Below are 16,307 nucleotides of genomic sequence, written 5' to 3'. Positions count from 1 at the left end.
CCCCCGCCCCGCCCCCGCCCCGGTGATCAAGAGGTTTAGGTCAATTTGGAGATCAACAATGACGCAAACTTCTTGATCACCGGGGCGAAAGGGCGGGGCAGGGCGGTGGCGGGGTGGGGTGGGGTGGGGTCAGGTTGGGCGGGCGTGCCAGGCGAGCGCGGCCGGGTCGGTCAGCGAGGCAACCTGGTCCACCACCACCCGCAGCCGGGCCGCGTCGTCGGGGGCGGCCCGCCACAGCGGGGCGAAGACCGGGTCGAGCACGTCCGGCGCCCGCTGTGCCAGCACCCCGACCAACTCGGTGAGGATCTCCCGCTGTCGCTCGTAGCGGCCCTGCGCGTCAGGGCGGCGCATCACGTACCGCAGGGCGATGCCCTTGAGCAGCGCGCACCGTACCCGCAGCGGCCCGGGTACGACGAGGTCGGCGGCGTAGCGACGGTGCGGCCCGGGACCGAACCGGGCCGTGGTGGCGGCCACGGCGCTCGCCACGAAACGGCCGGTCAACGCGCTGGTGGTGGCCTTGAGCGCGACCTGGGCGCGATGGCTACCGTCGTAGCCGGCCAGCGGGACGAGCAGCGGATCGGCGAGCAGTTCCCGCAGTGCCTCGCCGAGGTGGTCAGGCGACTCGGTGGAATAGGTGGCTGCCACGTCGGCGCAGAGGGCGGCCCGCTCGTCCGGGTCGGCGAGGAGTGGGCGCAGTGAGACGTAGCCGCCGTGGATGCCGTCCTCGACGTCGTGCACCGAGTACGCCACGTCGTCGGCCCAGTCCATCACCTGCGCCTCCAGGCACCGACGGGCCCCACCGAACGGGTCGACGGCGGACGGGGCGGTGGTGGAGGGGGTGCCGGTGCGGAGCCAGTCGAAGACCGGGCGGTCGTCGCCGTAGACGCCGAACTTGCGCAGCCCCGGGCGGCGGGGCCAGGGGTACTTGCTGACCGCGTCGAGCGCGGCCCGGGTGAGGTTGAGCCCGGCGGGGCTGCCGTCCGGGGCCAGCACCTTGGCCTCCAGCCGGGTGAGCACCCGCAGGGTCTGCGCGTTGCCCTCGAAGCCGCCGCAGGGCGCGGCGAGTGCGTCCAGGGTGTCCTCGCCGTTGTGGCCGAACGGCGGGTGCCCGAGGTCGTGGGCCAGCCCGGCGGTGTCCACCAGATCCGGATCGCACCCGAGCCGGGCACCCATCTCCCGGGCGATCTGGGCCACCTCCAGCGAGTGGGTCAGCCGGGTACGCAGGAAGTCGTCGGTGCCGGCGACGTGCACCTGGGTCTTCGCGGCGAGCCGACGGAACGCGGCCGAGTGCAGCACCCGGGCCCGGTCCCGCTCGTACGGGGACCGGCCGTGGCCGGTGTCCTTCGGCGTCTCCTCGACCCACCGCTGCGCGTCGAACGACTGCCCGGCGGCTGGTGGGACGGGCACCTCAGCCATCCGGCCACCCCTCACGGTCGTACCCCATGGTCGCGGGAGACCAGGTTACGCCGCGCCACGCCGGACCACGCACGTGCCGAGACGCCGGGACGACGCCCACCGGCGACGGGCAGGGCCGCCGCCGGTGGACGTCGCGGCGGGTCAGCGGCTGTCGGAGCCGGTGGTCTCGATGGCGGCCCGACCGGCCTCCAGCCGGGCGACCGGCACCCGGAACGGCGAGCAGGAGACGTAATCCAGCCCCACCTCGTGGAAGAAGTGCACCGAGTCGGGGTCGCCGCCGTGTTCGCCGCAGATGCCGAGCTTCAGCCCGGGGCGGGCGGCCCGGCCCTCCTCGGCGGCGATCCGGATCAGCCGGCCGACCCCGTCGCGGTCGATCGACTCGAACGGGGAGATGCCGAAGATGCCCAGCTCCAGGTAGCGCCAGAAGAACGCGCCCTCGACGTCGTCGCGGGAGAAACCCCAGGCCATCTGCGTCAGGTCGTTGGTGCCGAAGGAGAAGAACTGCGCCGCCTCGGCGATCTGCCCGGCGGTCAGCGCCGCCCGGGGTACCTCGATCATGGTGCCGATCAGCACCTCGACCCCGCTGTCCCCGACCACCTCGGCGATGATCTTCTCGGCCTCGGCGCGTACCGTCTCCAGTTCCTGGACCGCGCCGACCAGCGGCACCATGATCTCCGGGCGGGCCGCGCCGCCGTCGCGGGTGACCGCGACGGCAGCCTCGGCGATCGCCCGCACCTGCATCGCGAACAGGCCGGGGATGACCAGGCCGAGGCGCACACCGCGCAGGCCGAGCATCGGGTTCTCCTCGTGCATCCGCCGGACGGCGGCGAGCAGCGCCTCCTCCTTGGCGACGTCCTCGCCGCGTTCCTGGGCGACCGCGACGTTGACCGCGAGCTGCTCCAGCGGGGGCAGGAACTCGTGCAGCGGCGGGTCGATCAGCCGGACGGTGACGGGCAGGCCGTCCATCTCGCGGAAGATCTCCACGAAGTCCTGGCGCTGCAGGGGCAGCAGAGCGGCGAGGGCGTCGGTGCGGTCCGCGTCGGTGGCCGCGAGGATCAGCCGTTCGACAAGTTCCCGGCGGTCGCCGAGGAACATGTGCTCGGTGCGGCACAGGCCGATGCCCTCGGCCCCGAAGCGCCGGGCCCGCGCCGCGTCCGCCCCGGTGTCGGCGTTCGTCCGGACGGCCAGCCGCCGCCTGTCGTCGGCGTGCGTCATGATCCGGTGTACGGCCCGGACCAGCGCGTTGTCGACGTGCGCCGGGTCGAGGCTGCCCTCGAAGTACTGCACCACCTCGGACGGCATGACCGGCACCTCACCCAGGTAGACCTTGCCGGTGGTGCCGTCGATGGAGACGACGTCCCCCTCACCGACTGTGTGCCCGCCGACGGTGAACCGCTTCGCCGGCACGTTGACCTCGATCTCGTCGGCCCCGGAGACGCAGGTCTTGCCCATCCCCCGGGCCACCACGGCGGCGTGGCTGGTCTTGCCGCCGCGCGAGGTGAGGATGCCCTGGGCGGCGATCATGCCGTTGAGGTCGTCCGGGTTGGTCTCCCGACGGACCAGGATCACCGACCTGCCCTCGGCGGCCAGTTCGACCGCGCGGGCGGAGGTGAAGACCACCGCGCCGGAGGCGGCCCCCGGGGAGGCGCCGATGCCCGTGGCGACCGGCGCGAAGTCGTGGTCGAGCTGGAAGCGGGGGAACATCAGCTGGGCGAGCTGCGCCCCGTTGACCCGGTGCAGCGCCTCGTCCAGGTCGATCAGGCCCTCGTCGACGAGCTGGCCGGCGATGACGAACGCGGCGGCGGCGGTGCGCTTGCCCACCCGGGTCTGGAGCATCCAGAGCTTGCCCCGCTCGATGGTGAACTCGATGTCGCAGAGATCCTGGTAGCGCCCCTCCAGCCGGGCCATGATGTCGAGCAGCTCGTGGTAGGACCGGCTGTCCAGCCGTTCCAGCTCCTGCAACGGCACGGTGTTGCGGATGCCGGCGACGACGTCCTCGCCCTGGGCGTTGGCCAGGTAGTCGCCGTAGATGCCCTGCGCGCCGCTGCCCGGGTCACGGGTGAAGGCGACCCCGGTGCCGGAGTCGGGGCCGAGGTTGCCGAAGACCATGGTCACCACGTTGACCGCGGTGCCCAGGTCGGCCGGGATGCGCTCCTGGCGGCGGTAGAGGATCGCCCGCTCGGCGTTCCACGACTCGAAGACCGCCCGGATGGCCAGGTCGAGCTGTTCGCGCGGCTCCTGCGGGAACTCCCGCCCGGTGTGCTTGACGAAGATCTTCTTGTACGCCTCGACCAGCCCGCGCAGGTCGTCGGCGTCCAGGTCGAGGTCGTCGTGCGTACCCTTGGCCCGCTTGACCTCGTCGAGGGCGTGCTCGAACTCCTCGCCCGGCACCTCGCAGACGGTCTTGCCGAACATCTGGATCAGCCGGCGGTAGGAGTCCCAGGCGAACCGGTCCGCCCCGTCGGAGCCGGCGGGGTCGGCGCTGCCGCTCGCCTGCCGGGCGAGCCCCTGCACGCTGCGGTCGTTGAGGCCGACGTTGAGGACGGTCTCCATCATGCCGGGCATCGAGAACCGGGCGCCGGAGCGTACCGAGACCAGCAGCGGGTCCTGCGGGTCACCGAGGCGACGGCCCATCTCGCGTTCCAGCGCCTCCAGGTGGGCCTCGATCTGCCCGGCCAGCCCGTCCGGCTCCCGCCCGGTCGCCAGGTACGCCTTGCAGGCCTCGGTGGTGATGGTGAAACCGGGGGGCACCGGCAGGCCGAGATTGGTCATCTCGGCGAGGTTGGCGCCCTTGCCACCGAGCAGGTCCCGGAGCTCCTTGTTGCCCTCGGCGAAGTCGTAGACGTACTTGTCGTCAGCCTTCTCTTGCGCTGTCACCAGAAGCCTCCCACGCGCGCCGGAATTGACACTTAACGAAGGTTTAGTTCTGAGCTACCCCGGGGCTGGCCTCCGGCAATCCGGCCTGGTCAGCGTTCGGTGGGCGAAGGTTAAGCGAACATCGGGCGGGCTGGGGCCGTTCGGTGACAATAGGCACAGCCATCACGACTATCCGCGTTCGCACCGGTTTCTGGGAACGCTTCCATGCGCACGATCACGCAATTACGGTTCCTCCTCGTACCCTTGACGTCACCGGTTCCGCCAAACCTGACCTTTGCCATATCCCTCGCGGATACACCCCTCGGAGCTGCCCCGTGTCGCTCACCCCACGTACCGGCGTCGTCCCCGTCCCCGAGCAGCCGCAACGGCCCGACGCCGGCCCGACCCCGGACGAGCCGCCCACTGTCGCGCCCGCCGCCCCCGGCGAGCCGCCCACTGTCGCGCCGCACGGGCCGCCCACGGTTTCACCGTCCGCGACCGAGCTGGCGCGCAGTGCCGCCGAGGCTGCCGGTCGGCAACTCGCCCGGCCGACGATCGGCCTGGGCGACGTGGTGCCGGCGCCCGGGTCGGTCCGGCCGCAGCCGACCGCCGACTTCGTCCTACCGGCCGACGCGGCGGTACGGGTGAGCGTCGACCCGGCCGCCCGGGAGGTCGCCGAGCACCTCGCGGAGCTGCTCCGCCCGGCCACCGGTTACCCGCTACCGGTCACCGACCTGCCGACCGCACCGGGCGCGCTTCAGCTCACCCTGTCCGCCGTCGCACCGCACGGCGCGGCGGAGGCTACGTCCGGGGGTGACGAGGGATACCGGCTCGACGTCGACGTCGACGGGGTACGGATCACCGCCGACACCGCGACCGGCCTCTTCCACGGCGTACAGACACTGCGGCAGCTGCTGCCGGTGGCGGTGGAGAGCAGGACGCCGGTGACCGAACGCTGGGTGGTGGCCGGCGGCACCATCGTCGACCGGCCCCGCTTCCCCTACCGGGGCGCGATGCTCGACGTGGCCCGGCACTTCTTCGCCGTCGACGACGTGCTCCGGGTGATCGACCACCTGGCCCGGTACAAGCTCAACCACCTGCACCTGCACCTCACCGACGACCAGGGGTGGCGGATCGCCGTGGACTCCTGGCCCCGGCTGGCCGCCGTCGGCGGGCGCACCGAGGTGGGTGGTGGCCCCGGTGGCTGGTACACCGCCGCCGACTACCGGCGCATCGTCGGGTACGCCGCCCGTCGGCACGTCACCGTCGTACCCGAGGTGGATCTGCCCGGCCACACCAACGCGGCACTTGTCGCGTACCCCGAACTCGCGCCGGACAAGGCCGCGCCGCCGCCGTACACCGGCACCGAGGTCGGCTTCAGCTACGTCGACCCCACCAGCGAGCGGACGTACGACTTCGTCTCCGACGTGCTCGGTGAGGTCGCCGCGCTGACCCCCGGGCCGTGGCTGCACCTCGGCGGCGACGAGGCGTACAAGGTGAAGGGTGCGGCGTACACCGGTTTCGTGCAGCGGGCGCAGCGCGTCGTCGCCGGGCTCGGCCGGACCGTGGTCGGTTGGCACCAGATCGCCCCCGCCGACCACGTCGAGGGCCGGGTCCTCCAGTGGTGGGGCACCAACGGCGACGACCCGGCGGTGGCCGAGGCGGTACGCCGGGGCGCCCGGTTGATCCTCTCCCCCGGCAACCACGCGTACCTGGACATGAAGTACGCCCCGGACACCCCCATCGGACACGACTGGGCCGGTCTGATCGACGTGCACCGGGCCTACCACTGGGACCCGGCGACCCACCTGACCGACGTCCCCGCCGAGGCGGTGCTCGGCCTGGAGGCCCCGCTCTGGACGGAGTCGGTTACCTCGCTGGCCGAGATCGAGTTCCTGTTCTTCCCACGCCTGCCCGCCCTCGCCGAACTGGCCTGGTCCGCGCCGTCGACCCGGAGTTGGGCCGGCTTCCGGGAGCGGCTCGCCGGCCACGGCCCGCGCTGGCGCGCCGCCGGCATCACCTTCCACCCGTCCCCGGAGATCCCCTGGCCCACCAGGTCAGCCGCCGGGCACCTCCCCGGCACCGCAGAACCCCCGAACCCGCCGCCACTCCGACCTGCCACCCCTCCGCCCCTCCGACCACAGCCGGTCACTTCGGGCACACAGGGCCCATAGATCACATAGATCACATAGAGTGACTGCTCTCCGGCCGACCACCACATACCTCCCTCGGACACTTTGCTCTGCCGCCACATACGCACCAGGCACACCAGGTGACCGTCGCGGGGAGGGCAGCAGAGCAAAGTGGGTGGAGGGTGAGGGTGCGGGCGGCTTGTGTATCACACTGGGTGACCGAATTCGGGGGTTGCCGACGGGTGTCGTCAGTGGCGACACCCGATGACGGATCGGCCCACAGACGGGTGGCGGGGGTCACCCGCAGGGCGGAATCGTCGGCCGGCCGGGGTCGTTACACCTGGTAGCCGCGATCGCCCCGGCCAAGTCCTCGGGCTCGGCCCCCGGTCCGCCCGGCGGGCCAGCGACGCGTCACCCCGGCACCCGTCCGGCATCCCCACGATCGCCGGTCCGATCTTCCTCTTCACCTGCCGTTGCGGCACGACCGCGCCATCCCGCGCCCCCGCGGGACCGTGCGGGGACCCCCGAGATGCAGAGGAGCACCTCCATCATGCGTACCGACATCCTGCGTAAGACCGTGCTGACCGCTGCCGGCCTGGCCGCCACCGCCGGTGGCATCGCCGGCCCCGCGCTGGCCGCGCACGCCGCCGAGACCACCCGGCCCGCCGCCGTGGTGCAGGCCGACCGCAAGCCCGCCGGTGAGCGGGAGCTGAAGGTCGACTACGCCGCCCAGCCGAACTTCTACTACTGCGGCCCCGCCGCCGCCCGCAACGCCCTGAGCGTCCAGGGCAAGAGCATCGACGTCGACGCCATCGCCAAGGAGATGGGCACCACCGAGAACGGCACCGACAGCATCAACGACATCACCCCGATCCTGAACAAGGAGACCGGCCGCAAGGACGCCTACCGCAGCACCGAGATCCCGGCCGGCAAGGTCGACGGCAAGCGCATCGCGCAGCTGCGCGCCGACGTCGTCCGGGCGGTGGACGACGGCCGCGCCGTGGTCGCCAACATCGCCGGCACCGCCACCGACACCGACGGCAACACGCACTCCTTCGAGGGCGGGCACTACATCAGCGTCGTCGGCTACCGCGACGGTGGTCGGGTCGTGACGATCGCGGACTCCGCCAACCCGGACACCGCCTCCTACCGGATCGACGTCGACGAGCTGGCCCACTGGATCGCCAGCCGCGGCTACGCCTCCTGACCCTCCCACCGATCGTGCGAAGGGCCGACCCCCTGGAGGGGTCGGCCCTTCGCCGTCGGCACGGCCCGAAGACAGCCCGGCCGGCAGACCGCACCGCCGGAAGGCGGCGCGAACGGAAGACGGCGCGGCTACGGGCGTCAGCCGCCCGAGTCGTCCAGTTCGGCGCCCTCGGGGACGGTGTCGTCGTCCCGGCTGGCCAGCCAGCCCTCGGGCAGGAAGACCTTGCCGGGAGAGTTCGTCCGGCCCCGTGGTTGGCCGAGCGCGGCCACCGGGAACGGTTCGGTGGCATCCAGCTTGCCGAGCAGGTCGTCCAGCTGGGCCAGGCTCTCGATCATGGCGAGCTCCCGACGCAGCCCACTACCCACCGGGAAGCCCTTCAGGTACCAGGCGACGTGCTTGCGGAAGTCGGTGCAGCCGTCCCGCTCACCCCGCGACGGGGTGCGCGAGCCGGCGGTGAACTGGTCCACAAGCAGTTCGGCGTGCCGTCGCATGGTCACCGCGACCTCGCCCAGGGTCGGCAACCGACGCTCCGGACGGCCGTCGAACGCGGCCTCCAGGTCGGCGAAGAGCCACGGCCGCCCCAGGCAGCCCCGTCCCACCACCACCCCGTCCACCCCGGTGTGGGCCACCATCCGCAGCGCGTCGTCGGCCTCCCAGATGTCGCCGTTGCCGAGCACCGGCACGTCGAGCGCCTGCTTGAGGGTGGCGATGGCGTCCCAGTCGGCGGTGCCGGAGTACCGCTGCGCGGCCGTCCGCCCGTGCAGGGCTACCGCCGCGACCCCGGCGTCCTGGGCGGCCAGCCCCGCCTCGACGTACGTCAGGTGGTCGTCGTCGATGCCCTTGCGCATCTTCACGGTGACCGGCACCCCGGCGGGTGACGCGGCGTCCACAGCGGCCCGCACCAGCCGGGCGAAGAGCCGACGCCGCCAGGGCAGGGCCGAGCCGCCACCCCGACGGGTCACCTTCGGCACCGGGCAGCCGAAGTTCAGGTCGATGTGGTCGGCGAGATCCCGCTCCACCACGATCCGCACCGCGGCGGCGGTGACCTCCGGGTCGGTGCCGTAGAGCTGGAGGCTGCGCGGCTGCTCCTCGGCACCGAAGGCGATCATGCGCAGGGTCTTCGGGTTCCGCTGGACCAGCGCGATCGTGGTGATCATCTCGCAGACGTAGATGCCACCGCCCTGCTCCCGGCAGAGCTGTCGGAAGCCGACGTTGGTGATGCCGGCCATCGGCGCGAGCACCACCGGCGGCCACACCTGGTGGGGGCCGATGGTGAGCGGGCGCAGGACCGGAGCGGGACTGGTCACGTACCCAAGAATCCCATGCCGGCGGTGATCCGCCGACGGCCGGTGTCCGGCCGCCTCCGCGACGGTGGGCGAACCCGCACCGCGACGACGACCGGCGTACGGCTTCAGTACGTGCCGGGGTCGGCGAGGATCAACCCGCAGACGTCCACGATGACCGAGGTGGCCGCGTTGACGTAGACGCCGAACGACAGCGGGGTGCCGTCGTGGCTGCCCAACTGCACCTCGACCAGGTTCGACAGCACCTGGTTGGGCCCCCACCAGTTCAGCGAGGACGTGCCCGGCCGGGCGGTCGACGAGCTGTACGCGGTGAGGAAGCCGCCGGAGACGGTCCCGGCCACGGTGACGTTGACGTACGCGGCGGTGGCCTTCTCGGCCAGCGCCGGCGGCACGTTCCTCACCGTCACGTGGAGGATCTTGCCAGCGCCGAGCTTTCCGGCGAGCACGTTCCCCGCACCGGCCACCACGTTGCCGCTGTAGGTGCCCATCGCCCGGGTGTCCAGGATGCGCGTCGGCGCGACCGCCAGCGTCCGGTTCGCCCAGCGGGAGGTGTTGACGTACTGCTTCGTCCCGTCCCGACCGCCGATGACCAGGTCGCCCGACTCGTTGATCGCCAACGAACCGGTGGGCAGGTCAGCCGGGATCGACGCTTCCGGCGTGGGCGCGAGGATCAACGGCGGACGCCCGTCGGCGTGGGTGAGGGCCAGCGTCGGGACGGCCGACGAGCCCCCGGTCAGCAGCGTCTCGGTCGTACCGGCATCGTTGCTCAGCCCGGCGCGCACCGGGTCTCCGTGGTCACGCATCGGCCCGCACCTCGCGGTCACCGCGCTCGGCGGCCTCCCTGATCACCCGGGCCCGGACTCCGCCGGCACCGACGCGACCGCCCTGGGCGGACTTCGCGTTGATCACCGCCGACTCCGGGTGGAACACCAGCAGGCCGGTGACGTCGAGGATCACCGCCGTCGCACCGGCGGCCACCCAGACGGCCACCACGTCGGGGTAGTAGTCCCCACCGGCGGTCTCGTAGCCGCCGAGCTGGGAGATGACGCCGTTGGAGAGCAGTTGGCCGGCCTCCCACCAGTTGATCGTGGAGGCGGTGGGCAGCTGGCCACGACCCCAGACCGTGGCGAACCCGCTCCGCGCGGTGTTGGCCACGGTGACGTTGCCCATCAGGCCGTCGCCGTAGTCGACGATGTCGCGCAGGTGCACGACCAGCAGGGTGTCGGCGAGTACCCGGCCCTGCGGATCGACCCGGCCAGCACCCTCCAGGAGCCGGGCGCGACCGGTCGCGCTGCGGCTGTCGAGCACCCGGGTCGGCGGGATCGGCACCAGCATGGTGGCGTTCGCCGTGGTCAGCGTCTCGTGCTGCACCACCGCGCCGTCGACCACCCGCTGCACGCCCAGGCCGTCGGCGGTGGAGAGCAATCCGCCGCCCCACCCGTAGCTGGGCGGCCTGCGGGTCAGCCGGAGGGTCGCGCCGGTGCTGTTCTTCAGGGCCAGCGTGGCGGCCCCGCCGTCGGCGGCGCCGGTCACGACGGTGTGCAGGGTGCCGGTGGTCGTCCCACCGAGGACGACCGGATCGCCGGTCGCGGCGGTGGCCGGCGCGGCGTTGACCGCGGCCACCGCGGTGGCCGCTACCGCGGCACCGCCGGTGACGGCGGCCCGGCGCAGCAGCGCACGCCGGGACGCGGAGCGGTCAGGTTCGGACGACGTCATTCTTCGTTCCCCCGTCGGCTGGATGGATGAGCGACGTTCGGCGCGCCTCCGGGCGGCTAGGCACGACTGACGAGCACCTGGCTCGGGTGGCCGACCAGCAGGCTGGTCAGGTCGAGGATCACGTGGGTCGGTGAACTGGTGGCCTGGAGCGTCAACACGCTGCGGTACGCCCCCACGGCACCGAACTCGGTGAAGAGGAAGTTCGACAGGACCTGGCCGCTGGTCCACCAGTTCACCGTGGACGTGACCGGCCGGGGGCCGCTGCCCCACACGGTCAGCACGCCACCACCTGTCATCCCGGTCACCGTCACGTTGCCCTTGAGCGCGTAGCCGTCCCGGACGTAGCCGTCCAGGCTGAGCACGATCGGCTTGCCGGGGACCAGCCTGCCGGTGGCGTCCAGGTCGCCCTTGCCGGAGACGATGGCCCGGCGCAGGTTCGGATCCCGGGTGTCGAGCACCCGGGTCGGCGCGACCGCCACCGAGGTGGTCGCCCACTCCGAGGTCCAGGCCCAGCCGACGGTGGCGTGGTCGGCGTCGTCCGCCCCGGCCTTGACGAACAGGTCACCCTGCTCGTCGACGGCCAGCGTGCCGAGTTCGGCGTCCAGCACCTGCGGGTAGATGCTCTCGCCGGGCACCAACCGCAGCGGGGCACCGGCGGTGTTCTCCAACAGCAGCGTGCCGTAACCGTTCGTGGCGTTCACCGTGGTGGTGACCGGGCCGGCGTCGTTTGTCGTACCCATGGTGAGGTTGTCGCCCGGGGCGGCCAGGGCCGTGCCGGGCACGCCGACCGTGGCGGCGACACCCGCGCCGGCCGTCCCGGCGGCGACCGTGGCGGCCCGACGCAGCAGGCGACGACGATCCCCGTCGTGGTCGTGCCCAGGTTGCGACGCACGCGTCATTTCCAACCCCCGTGTAGAGATTCAGCACCGCAAACGCTGACACGGCCCACCGCCCGACTCAAGGACCGAACGGACACAGATACCGACCGATGCCCGGCCCGGAACCCGACCCCGCCCGGCGACGCGGCCCACCCGGCCTCCGCCCGGCAACGCGCCGGCCCCGCCCCCGGTCAGCGGGGCGGGGCCGGTACGACGGCGGTCGTGGTCAGCAGCCGGGCAGCCGCTCGATCAGGTAGCGCTCGACCTGGTCGAGGGCGACCCGCTCCTGGGCCATGGTGTCCCGGTTCCGCACGGTCACCGCGTCGTCGTCGAGGGTGTCGAAGTCGACGGTGACGCAGAACGGGGTGCCGATCTCGTCCTGCCGGCGGTAGCGGCGGCCGATCGCCTGCGAGTCGTCGAACTCCACCACCCAGCGCTTACGGAGCTGGGCGGCCAGGCCCTTGGCCTTCGGCGAGAGCGCCTCGTTGCGGGACAGCGGCAGCACCGCCACCTTGACCGGGGCCAGCCGGGGGTCGAACCGCATCACGGTGCGCTTGTCGACGCCACCCTTGGTGTTCGGGGCCTCGTCCTCGTCGTACGCCTCGAGCAGGAACGCCAGCACCGCGCGGGTCAGGCCGGCGGCCGGCTCGATGACGTACGGCATCCAGCGCTCGTTGCGGGTCTGGTCGAAGTACGACAGGTCGACGCCGGAGTGCTTACTGTGCGTGGACAGGTCGAAGTCGGTGCGGTTGGCGACGCCCTCCAGCTCGGCGAACTCGGTGCCGCCGAACCGGAACCGGTACTCGATGTCGACGGTGCGCTTCGAGTAGTGGGAGAGCTTCTCCTTGGGGTGCTCGTAGAAGCGCAGGTTCTCCTCGGAGAGCCCCAGGTCGAGGTACCAGTTCCAGCGCTCCTGGAGCCAGTACTCGTGCCACTGCTCGTCGGAGCCGGGCTCGACGAAGAACTCCATCTCCATCTGCTCGAACTCGCGGGTCCGGAAGATGAAGTTGCCCGGGGTGATCTCGTTGCGGAACGACTTGCCGGTCTGCGCGATGCCGAACGGCGGCTTCTTGCGGGCCGCGGTCGCCACGTTGTTGTAGTTGACGAAGATGCCCTGGGCGGTCTCCGGGCGCAGGTAGTGCAGGCCCTCGTCGCTCTCCACCGGGCCGAGGTAGGTCTTCATCAGGCCGTTGAACATCTTGGGCTCGGTGAAGGTGCCCTTGTTGCCGCAGTTGGGGCAGTTCAGCTCCTGCAACGAGGTCAGCGGCTTGCCGTGCTTCTCGGCGTACGCCTCCTCCAGGTGGTCGGCGCGGAACCGCTTGTGGCACGACTGGCACTCGGTCAGCGGGTCGACGAACTCGGCGAGGTGCCCGCTGGCCTCCCAGACCCGGCGGGACAGGATGACCGCCGAGTCGAGGCCGACGACGTCGTCGCGCTGCTGGACCATGGCCTTCCACCACTGCCGCCGGACGTTCTCCTTCAGCTCCACGCCGAGCGGACCGTAGTCCCACGCCGATCGGGTGCCTCCGTAGATCTCGCTGGAGGGGAAGACGAAGCCTCGGCGCTTGGCGAGGCTGACGACGGCGTCGATACGGTCGGCTGGCATGTTTCCTCCTACGCCGGCTGGCGGTCGGCGTGGCCATGAAGACGGGTGGGACCGGACGGCCCGGGACAACGGTACGACCAGCAGCGCCCCGGGCCCAGCAGAATACCGGGGACGGCTCAGCTGACCCCGCAGACCTCCATGCCGCCGGACTGCTGGTCGGCGGCGAGGGTGACCTGCTGGGTGTCCCGCCCGCCGCCGCTGAAGGTCACGTCGACCGGCACGGTCAGGGTCTGCGGGTCGACGTCGCCCACCCGGTAACTGGCCACGGCCGGCTCCGCGGCGACCCGGCGGGTGAACTCGCCCCGGGACTCCCGCCGTCGCGCGTCGTCGCAGAGCTTCTCGTACGCCTTGCCGTACTGCTTGTCGACCAGTGCACGGTAGTAGTCGTCGGTGACCGACTGGCCCTGCTCCTCGATCGCCTGCACGTTGCTGACCACCAGCCCGACGGCCGCCGCGCCACCGCCTCCGCAGCAGATCACCAGGGCGAGTGCCCCGACGCCGAGCCCCAGCCAGAGCCGCCTGCGGCTGCCCTCGGTGGGCGGGGCGGCGAACGGCGGGGCCACCCCGGGCCCCGGGGGCGGAGCCGGCACACCCGGATCACCCGGGGGCGGAGCCGGCACACCCGGGTGACCCGGGGCGGCGGGGGGCGGGGTGCCGTCCGGGCCGGGTGTCGGGGGGTACGGCGGTGGGGCTGCCGGGCCGGGAGCGGTCATAGGAGCAGGGTAGTGCCCACGGGCTCAACGCTGCGGGCGCGCAGCCCGATCGGGCTCAACGCTGCGGGCGCGCAGCCCGATCGGGCTCAGCGGTGCGGACGTGCGGCCCGATCGCTGTCGACGACCACCACCTCGCCGTCGGGGGCGGCGCCGGCCAGCGTCTCGTACGCCGAGGGCTCGTCGATCGACTCGGCAAGCAGCGGCACGGCGGTGATCTTGACATCGAACCCGCCCAGCGCCCGCCGGTACGTCCCGACCGACTCCCACTCGGTGAGCAGGCACCAGTGCCGGGGGTCGTCGAGGGCACGCAGCAGCTCGCCGCGCAGGTAGCCGGGGCGGGCGGCGAGCGCGGCCAGTGCGGCGTGCGCCCGGGCGGTGAACTCGTCCGCCGCCTCGACGGCGACCACGAACCGGTTGGTGACAAGCACCGGGTTCCTCCTCGTAGAGTCTGTGGGATGCAGCCTACGCAGCGTCCTCTGCTGGCCCGGTTGGCCCGGGTGAACCCGACGTCGGTGTTCCTCGCCGCCCTGGTGCTGGTGCTGGTGGCGCTCTTCGCGCCCGGCCCGGTGGGCGGGCTGCTGCTGTTGGCGCTGGCCGCCGGGCTGGCCTACCTGCTGACCGTCACGTGGCCGGTGCAGGCGCCGCAGACCCGGCTGATCCGGTTGGTGATGTTGACGCTGCTGGTCACGGTGGCCCTGGTCAAGCTCTTCTGACATGCACTCATGCGTTTTTGACAATCATTCTCGTTTTCACGGACAGTTGCCGACATGACCGCCCGTACCCTGCCCCGCGCCCTGACCGCCGCCACCACCGCCCTGCTCGTCCTGGCCTGCGGCACTGCCTGCTCGACCGACCGGGCCGGGGCCGATCCGGACCGGGTGGACGTGGTCGCCGCCTTCTACCCTCTCCAGTTCGTCGCCGAGCGGGTCGGCGGGGACGCGGTCACCGTCACCAACCTCGCCAAGCCGGGCGCCGAGCCGCACGACCTGGAACTCAACCCCCGGCAGGTGGGCCAGGTCAGCGAGGCCGAGCTGGTCTTCTACCTCAAGGGCTTCCAGCCGGCGGTGGACGAGGCCGTGGCGCAGAACGCCGCCGACCGGGCGTTCGACGTGACGACCGTCGCGCCGCTGCGCGACGCCACAGCCGGCGGCCACGAACATGAGGGTGAGGCAGGTCACGCCGAGGAGGAGGGCGGCGGCAAGGACCCGCATCTCTGGCTCGACCCGACCCGGCTGGCCACCGTCGCCGACAAGCTCGCCGAGCGGCTCGGCGCCCTCGCCCCGGACCGGGCGGCCGACTTCACCACCCGGGCCCGGACGCTCCGTGGCGAGCTGGAGAAGCTCGACGCCGAGTACGCCGCCGGCCTGAAGACCTGCCAGCGCCGGGAGATCGTGGTCAGCCACACCGCCTTCGGCTACCTCGCCGAGCGTTACCGGCTGGAGCAGGTCGGCCTCACCGGGCTCACCCCGGACACCGAGCCCGCCCCGCAGCGGCTGGCCGAGGTCGCCCGGGAGGCCCGTGAGCACGGCGCCACCACGATCTTCTTCGAGACGCTGGTCAGCCCGAAGGTGGCCGAGACCATCGCCGCCGAGGTCGGGGCGAAGACCGCGGTGCTCGACCCGATCGAAGGGCTCTCCGCCGACGGGGGCGGGGAGGACTACCTTTCGGTGATGCGCACCAACCTGACCACGCTCCGTACCGCCCTGGGGTGCTCGTGACCACACCCGTGATCCAGGTCGGGCACGCCACCGCCGGCTACGACGGCCGGCCGGTGCTGCGCGACGTGTCGCTGACCGTCACCGCCGGCGAGGTGGTCGCCGTGCTCGGGGCCAACGGCTCCGGCAAGTCGACACTGATCCGCGCCGTCCTCGGGCTGGTCCCGCTGGGCAGCGGGTCGGTCGCGCTGTTCGGCGTCGCGCAGCGCCGGTTCCGGCAGTGGCACCGGATCGGGTACGTCCCGCAGCGGCTCGGCGCGGGAAGCGGCGTGCCGGCCACCGTCCGCGAGGTGGTGGCCTCCGGGCGGCTGGCCCGCCGGGGTGTGCTGCGTCCACCGGGACGGGCCGACCGGGCGGCGGTCGCCGCGGCGCTGCACGCGGTCGGGCTCGCCGACCGGGCCGGTGACCCGGTGTCCACCCTCTCCGGCGGTCAGCAGCAGCGCACCCTGATCGCCCGCGCGCTGGCCGGCGAGCCGGAGCTGCTGGTGCTCGACGAGCCGACCGCCGGGGTCGACGCGGCCAGCCAGGAGGCGTTCGCCGGGGCGCTGCACGACTTCGTCGGCACCGGGGGCACCGTCCTGCTCGTCGCCCACGAGCTGGGCCCGCTGCGTCCGCTGATCAGCCGGGCCGTGGTGGTGCACCAGGGCGGAATCTGCCACGACGGCGCGGTCCCGGAACCGGCCGGGCACCACGCCGAGCCCGACCACGACCACGTGCACCCGCACGGTCCCGAGGAGCCCGCCGGGCTGTGGAGCAGCTGAGCA

Annotated in this window: 14 protein-coding genes; 5 read left to right on the top strand and 9 right to left on the bottom strand. The window is 72.5% G+C overall.

Annotated features, from left to right (window positions below; translation table 11 throughout):
• Window positions 1-129: 129 nt before the first annotated feature.
• The gene (locus tag AC0AIB_RS24545) at window positions 130-1,416 is read right to left on the bottom strand and encodes a deoxyguanosinetriphosphate triphosphohydrolase (RefSeq protein ID WP_328343898.1); all 1,287 of its coding nucleotides are present in this window, start codon (window positions 1,414-1,416) and stop codon (window positions 130-132) included.
• A gap of 141 nt (window positions 1,417-1,557) precedes the next feature.
• Window positions 1,558-4,293, bottom strand: coding sequence for a pyruvate, phosphate dikinase (gene ppdK, locus AC0AIB_RS24540; RefSeq protein WP_465097555.1), 2,736 nt, complete (start codon window positions 4,291-4,293; stop codon window positions 1,558-1,560).
• A 314-nt stretch (window positions 4,294-4,607) separates the two neighbouring features.
• On the opposite strand from ppdK, the gene AC0AIB_RS24535 reads away from it, so the two are divergent.
• Together AC0AIB_RS24535 and AC0AIB_RS24530 are read left to right on the top strand one after the other, a co-directional pair.
• A complete protein-coding gene (locus AC0AIB_RS24535) occupies window positions 4,608-6,446 on the top strand; it encodes a beta-N-acetylhexosaminidase (RefSeq protein WP_465097554.1) in 1,839 nt (612 codons plus the stop codon).
• Between the two features lie 508 nt (window positions 6,447-6,954).
• On the top strand, window positions 6,955-7,611 hold the full coding sequence (locus AC0AIB_RS24530) for a C39 family peptidase (protein WP_328343892.1): 657 nt from the start codon (window positions 6,955-6,957) through the stop codon (window positions 7,609-7,611).
• 137 nt (window positions 7,612-7,748) lie between these two features.
• Here AC0AIB_RS24530 and dusB read toward each other — a convergent pair whose 3' ends face one another.
• From dusB to AC0AIB_RS24495, 7 genes are all read right to left on the bottom strand, one after another.
• Window positions 7,749-8,918 (bottom strand): tRNA dihydrouridine synthase DusB, encoded by a 1,170-nt coding sequence (gene dusB / locus AC0AIB_RS24525; protein ID WP_328343890.1) that lies wholly within the window; start codon window positions 8,916-8,918, stop codon window positions 7,749-7,751.
• 104 nt (window positions 8,919-9,022) lie between these two features.
• Entirely contained in the window at window positions 9,023-9,718 is a 696-nt protein-coding gene (locus AC0AIB_RS24520) for a hypothetical protein (RefSeq protein ID WP_328343888.1), read from the bottom strand.
• Complete coding sequence (locus tag AC0AIB_RS24515) at window positions 9,711-10,631, bottom strand: hypothetical protein (RefSeq protein WP_328343887.1); 921 nt, start codon at window positions 10,629-10,631, stop codon at window positions 9,711-9,713. Before AC0AIB_RS24515 ends, AC0AIB_RS24520 begins: the two co-directional genes overlap by 8 nt.
• Before the next feature lie 56 nt (window positions 10,632-10,687).
• Window positions 10,688-11,530 (bottom strand): hypothetical protein, encoded by an 843-nt coding sequence (locus AC0AIB_RS24510; protein ID WP_328343885.1) that lies wholly within the window; start codon window positions 11,528-11,530, stop codon window positions 10,688-10,690.
• Between the two features lie 205 nt (window positions 11,531-11,735).
• Window positions 11,736-13,115 carry a glycine--tRNA ligase gene (locus AC0AIB_RS24505; protein ID WP_328343883.1) on the bottom strand — a complete coding sequence of 460 codons (1,380 nt, stop codon included), beginning with the start codon at window positions 13,113-13,115 and terminating at the stop codon, window positions 11,736-11,738.
• A 116-nt stretch (window positions 13,116-13,231) separates the two neighbouring features.
• Window positions 13,232-13,705, bottom strand: coding sequence for an Rv0361 family membrane protein (locus AC0AIB_RS24500; protein WP_328348693.1), 474 nt, complete (start codon window positions 13,703-13,705; stop codon window positions 13,232-13,234).
• A 209-nt stretch (window positions 13,706-13,914) separates the two neighbouring features.
• Window positions 13,915-14,256, bottom strand: a complete 342-nt coding sequence (locus AC0AIB_RS24495; RefSeq protein ID WP_328343881.1) for an antibiotic biosynthesis monooxygenase family protein — start codon at window positions 14,254-14,256, stop codon at window positions 13,915-13,917.
• Window positions 14,257-14,283: 27 nt separating this feature from the next.
• Between AC0AIB_RS24495 and AC0AIB_RS24490 the strand changes: the two genes are divergently transcribed.
• The 3 genes from AC0AIB_RS24490 to AC0AIB_RS24480 are packed head-to-tail and all read left to right on the top strand — an operon-like array spanning window position 14,284 to window position 16,304.
• Entirely contained in the window at window positions 14,284-14,541 is a 258-nt protein-coding gene (locus tag AC0AIB_RS24490; protein ID WP_328343879.1) for a DUF6703 family protein, read from the top strand.
• 54 nt (window positions 14,542-14,595) lie between these two features.
• Window positions 14,596-15,546, top strand: coding sequence for a metal ABC transporter substrate-binding protein (locus AC0AIB_RS24485; RefSeq protein WP_328343877.1), 951 nt, complete (start codon window positions 14,596-14,598; stop codon window positions 15,544-15,546).
• A complete protein-coding gene (locus AC0AIB_RS24480) occupies window positions 15,543-16,304 on the top strand; it encodes a metal ABC transporter ATP-binding protein (RefSeq protein ID WP_328343876.1) in 762 nt (253 codons plus the stop codon). Before AC0AIB_RS24485 ends, AC0AIB_RS24480 begins: the two co-directional genes overlap by 4 nt.
• Window positions 16,305-16,307 lie beyond the last annotated feature (3 nt).

This window comes from Micromonospora sp. DSM 43699 (assembly GCF_055517075.1).
This window is presented reverse-complemented; position numbering and strand designations above follow the sequence as displayed.

Excerpts from the sequence above, each read along its gene's own strand:
- AC0AIB_RS24545 (WP_328343898.1), bottom strand. The coding sequence starts at position 1,416 with ATGGCTGAGGTGCCCGTCCCACCAGCCGCCGGGCAGTCGTTCGACGCG.
- AC0AIB_RS24530 (WP_328343892.1), top strand. The coding sequence starts at position 6,955 with ATGCGTACCGACATCCTGCGTAAGACCGTGCTGACCGCTGCCGGCCTG.
- AC0AIB_RS24520 (WP_328343888.1), bottom strand. The coding sequence starts at position 9,718 with ATGCGTGACCACGGAGACCCGGTGCGCGCCGGGCTGAGCAACGATGCC.
- AC0AIB_RS24515 (WP_328343887.1), bottom strand. The coding sequence starts at position 10,631 with ATGACGTCGTCCGAACCTGACCGCTCCGCGTCCCGGCGTGCGCTGCTG.
- AC0AIB_RS24510 (WP_328343885.1), bottom strand. The coding sequence starts at position 11,530 with ATGACGCGTGCGTCGCAACCTGGGCACGACCACGACGGGGATCGTCGT.
- AC0AIB_RS24505 (WP_328343883.1), bottom strand. The coding sequence starts at position 13,115 with ATGCCAGCCGACCGTATCGACGCCGTCGTCAGCCTCGCCAAGCGCCGA.
- AC0AIB_RS24490 (WP_328343879.1), top strand. The coding sequence starts at position 14,284 with ATGCAGCCTACGCAGCGTCCTCTGCTGGCCCGGTTGGCCCGGGTGAAC.
- AC0AIB_RS24485 (WP_328343877.1), top strand. The coding sequence starts at position 14,596 with ATGACCGCCCGTACCCTGCCCCGCGCCCTGACCGCCGCCACCACCGCC.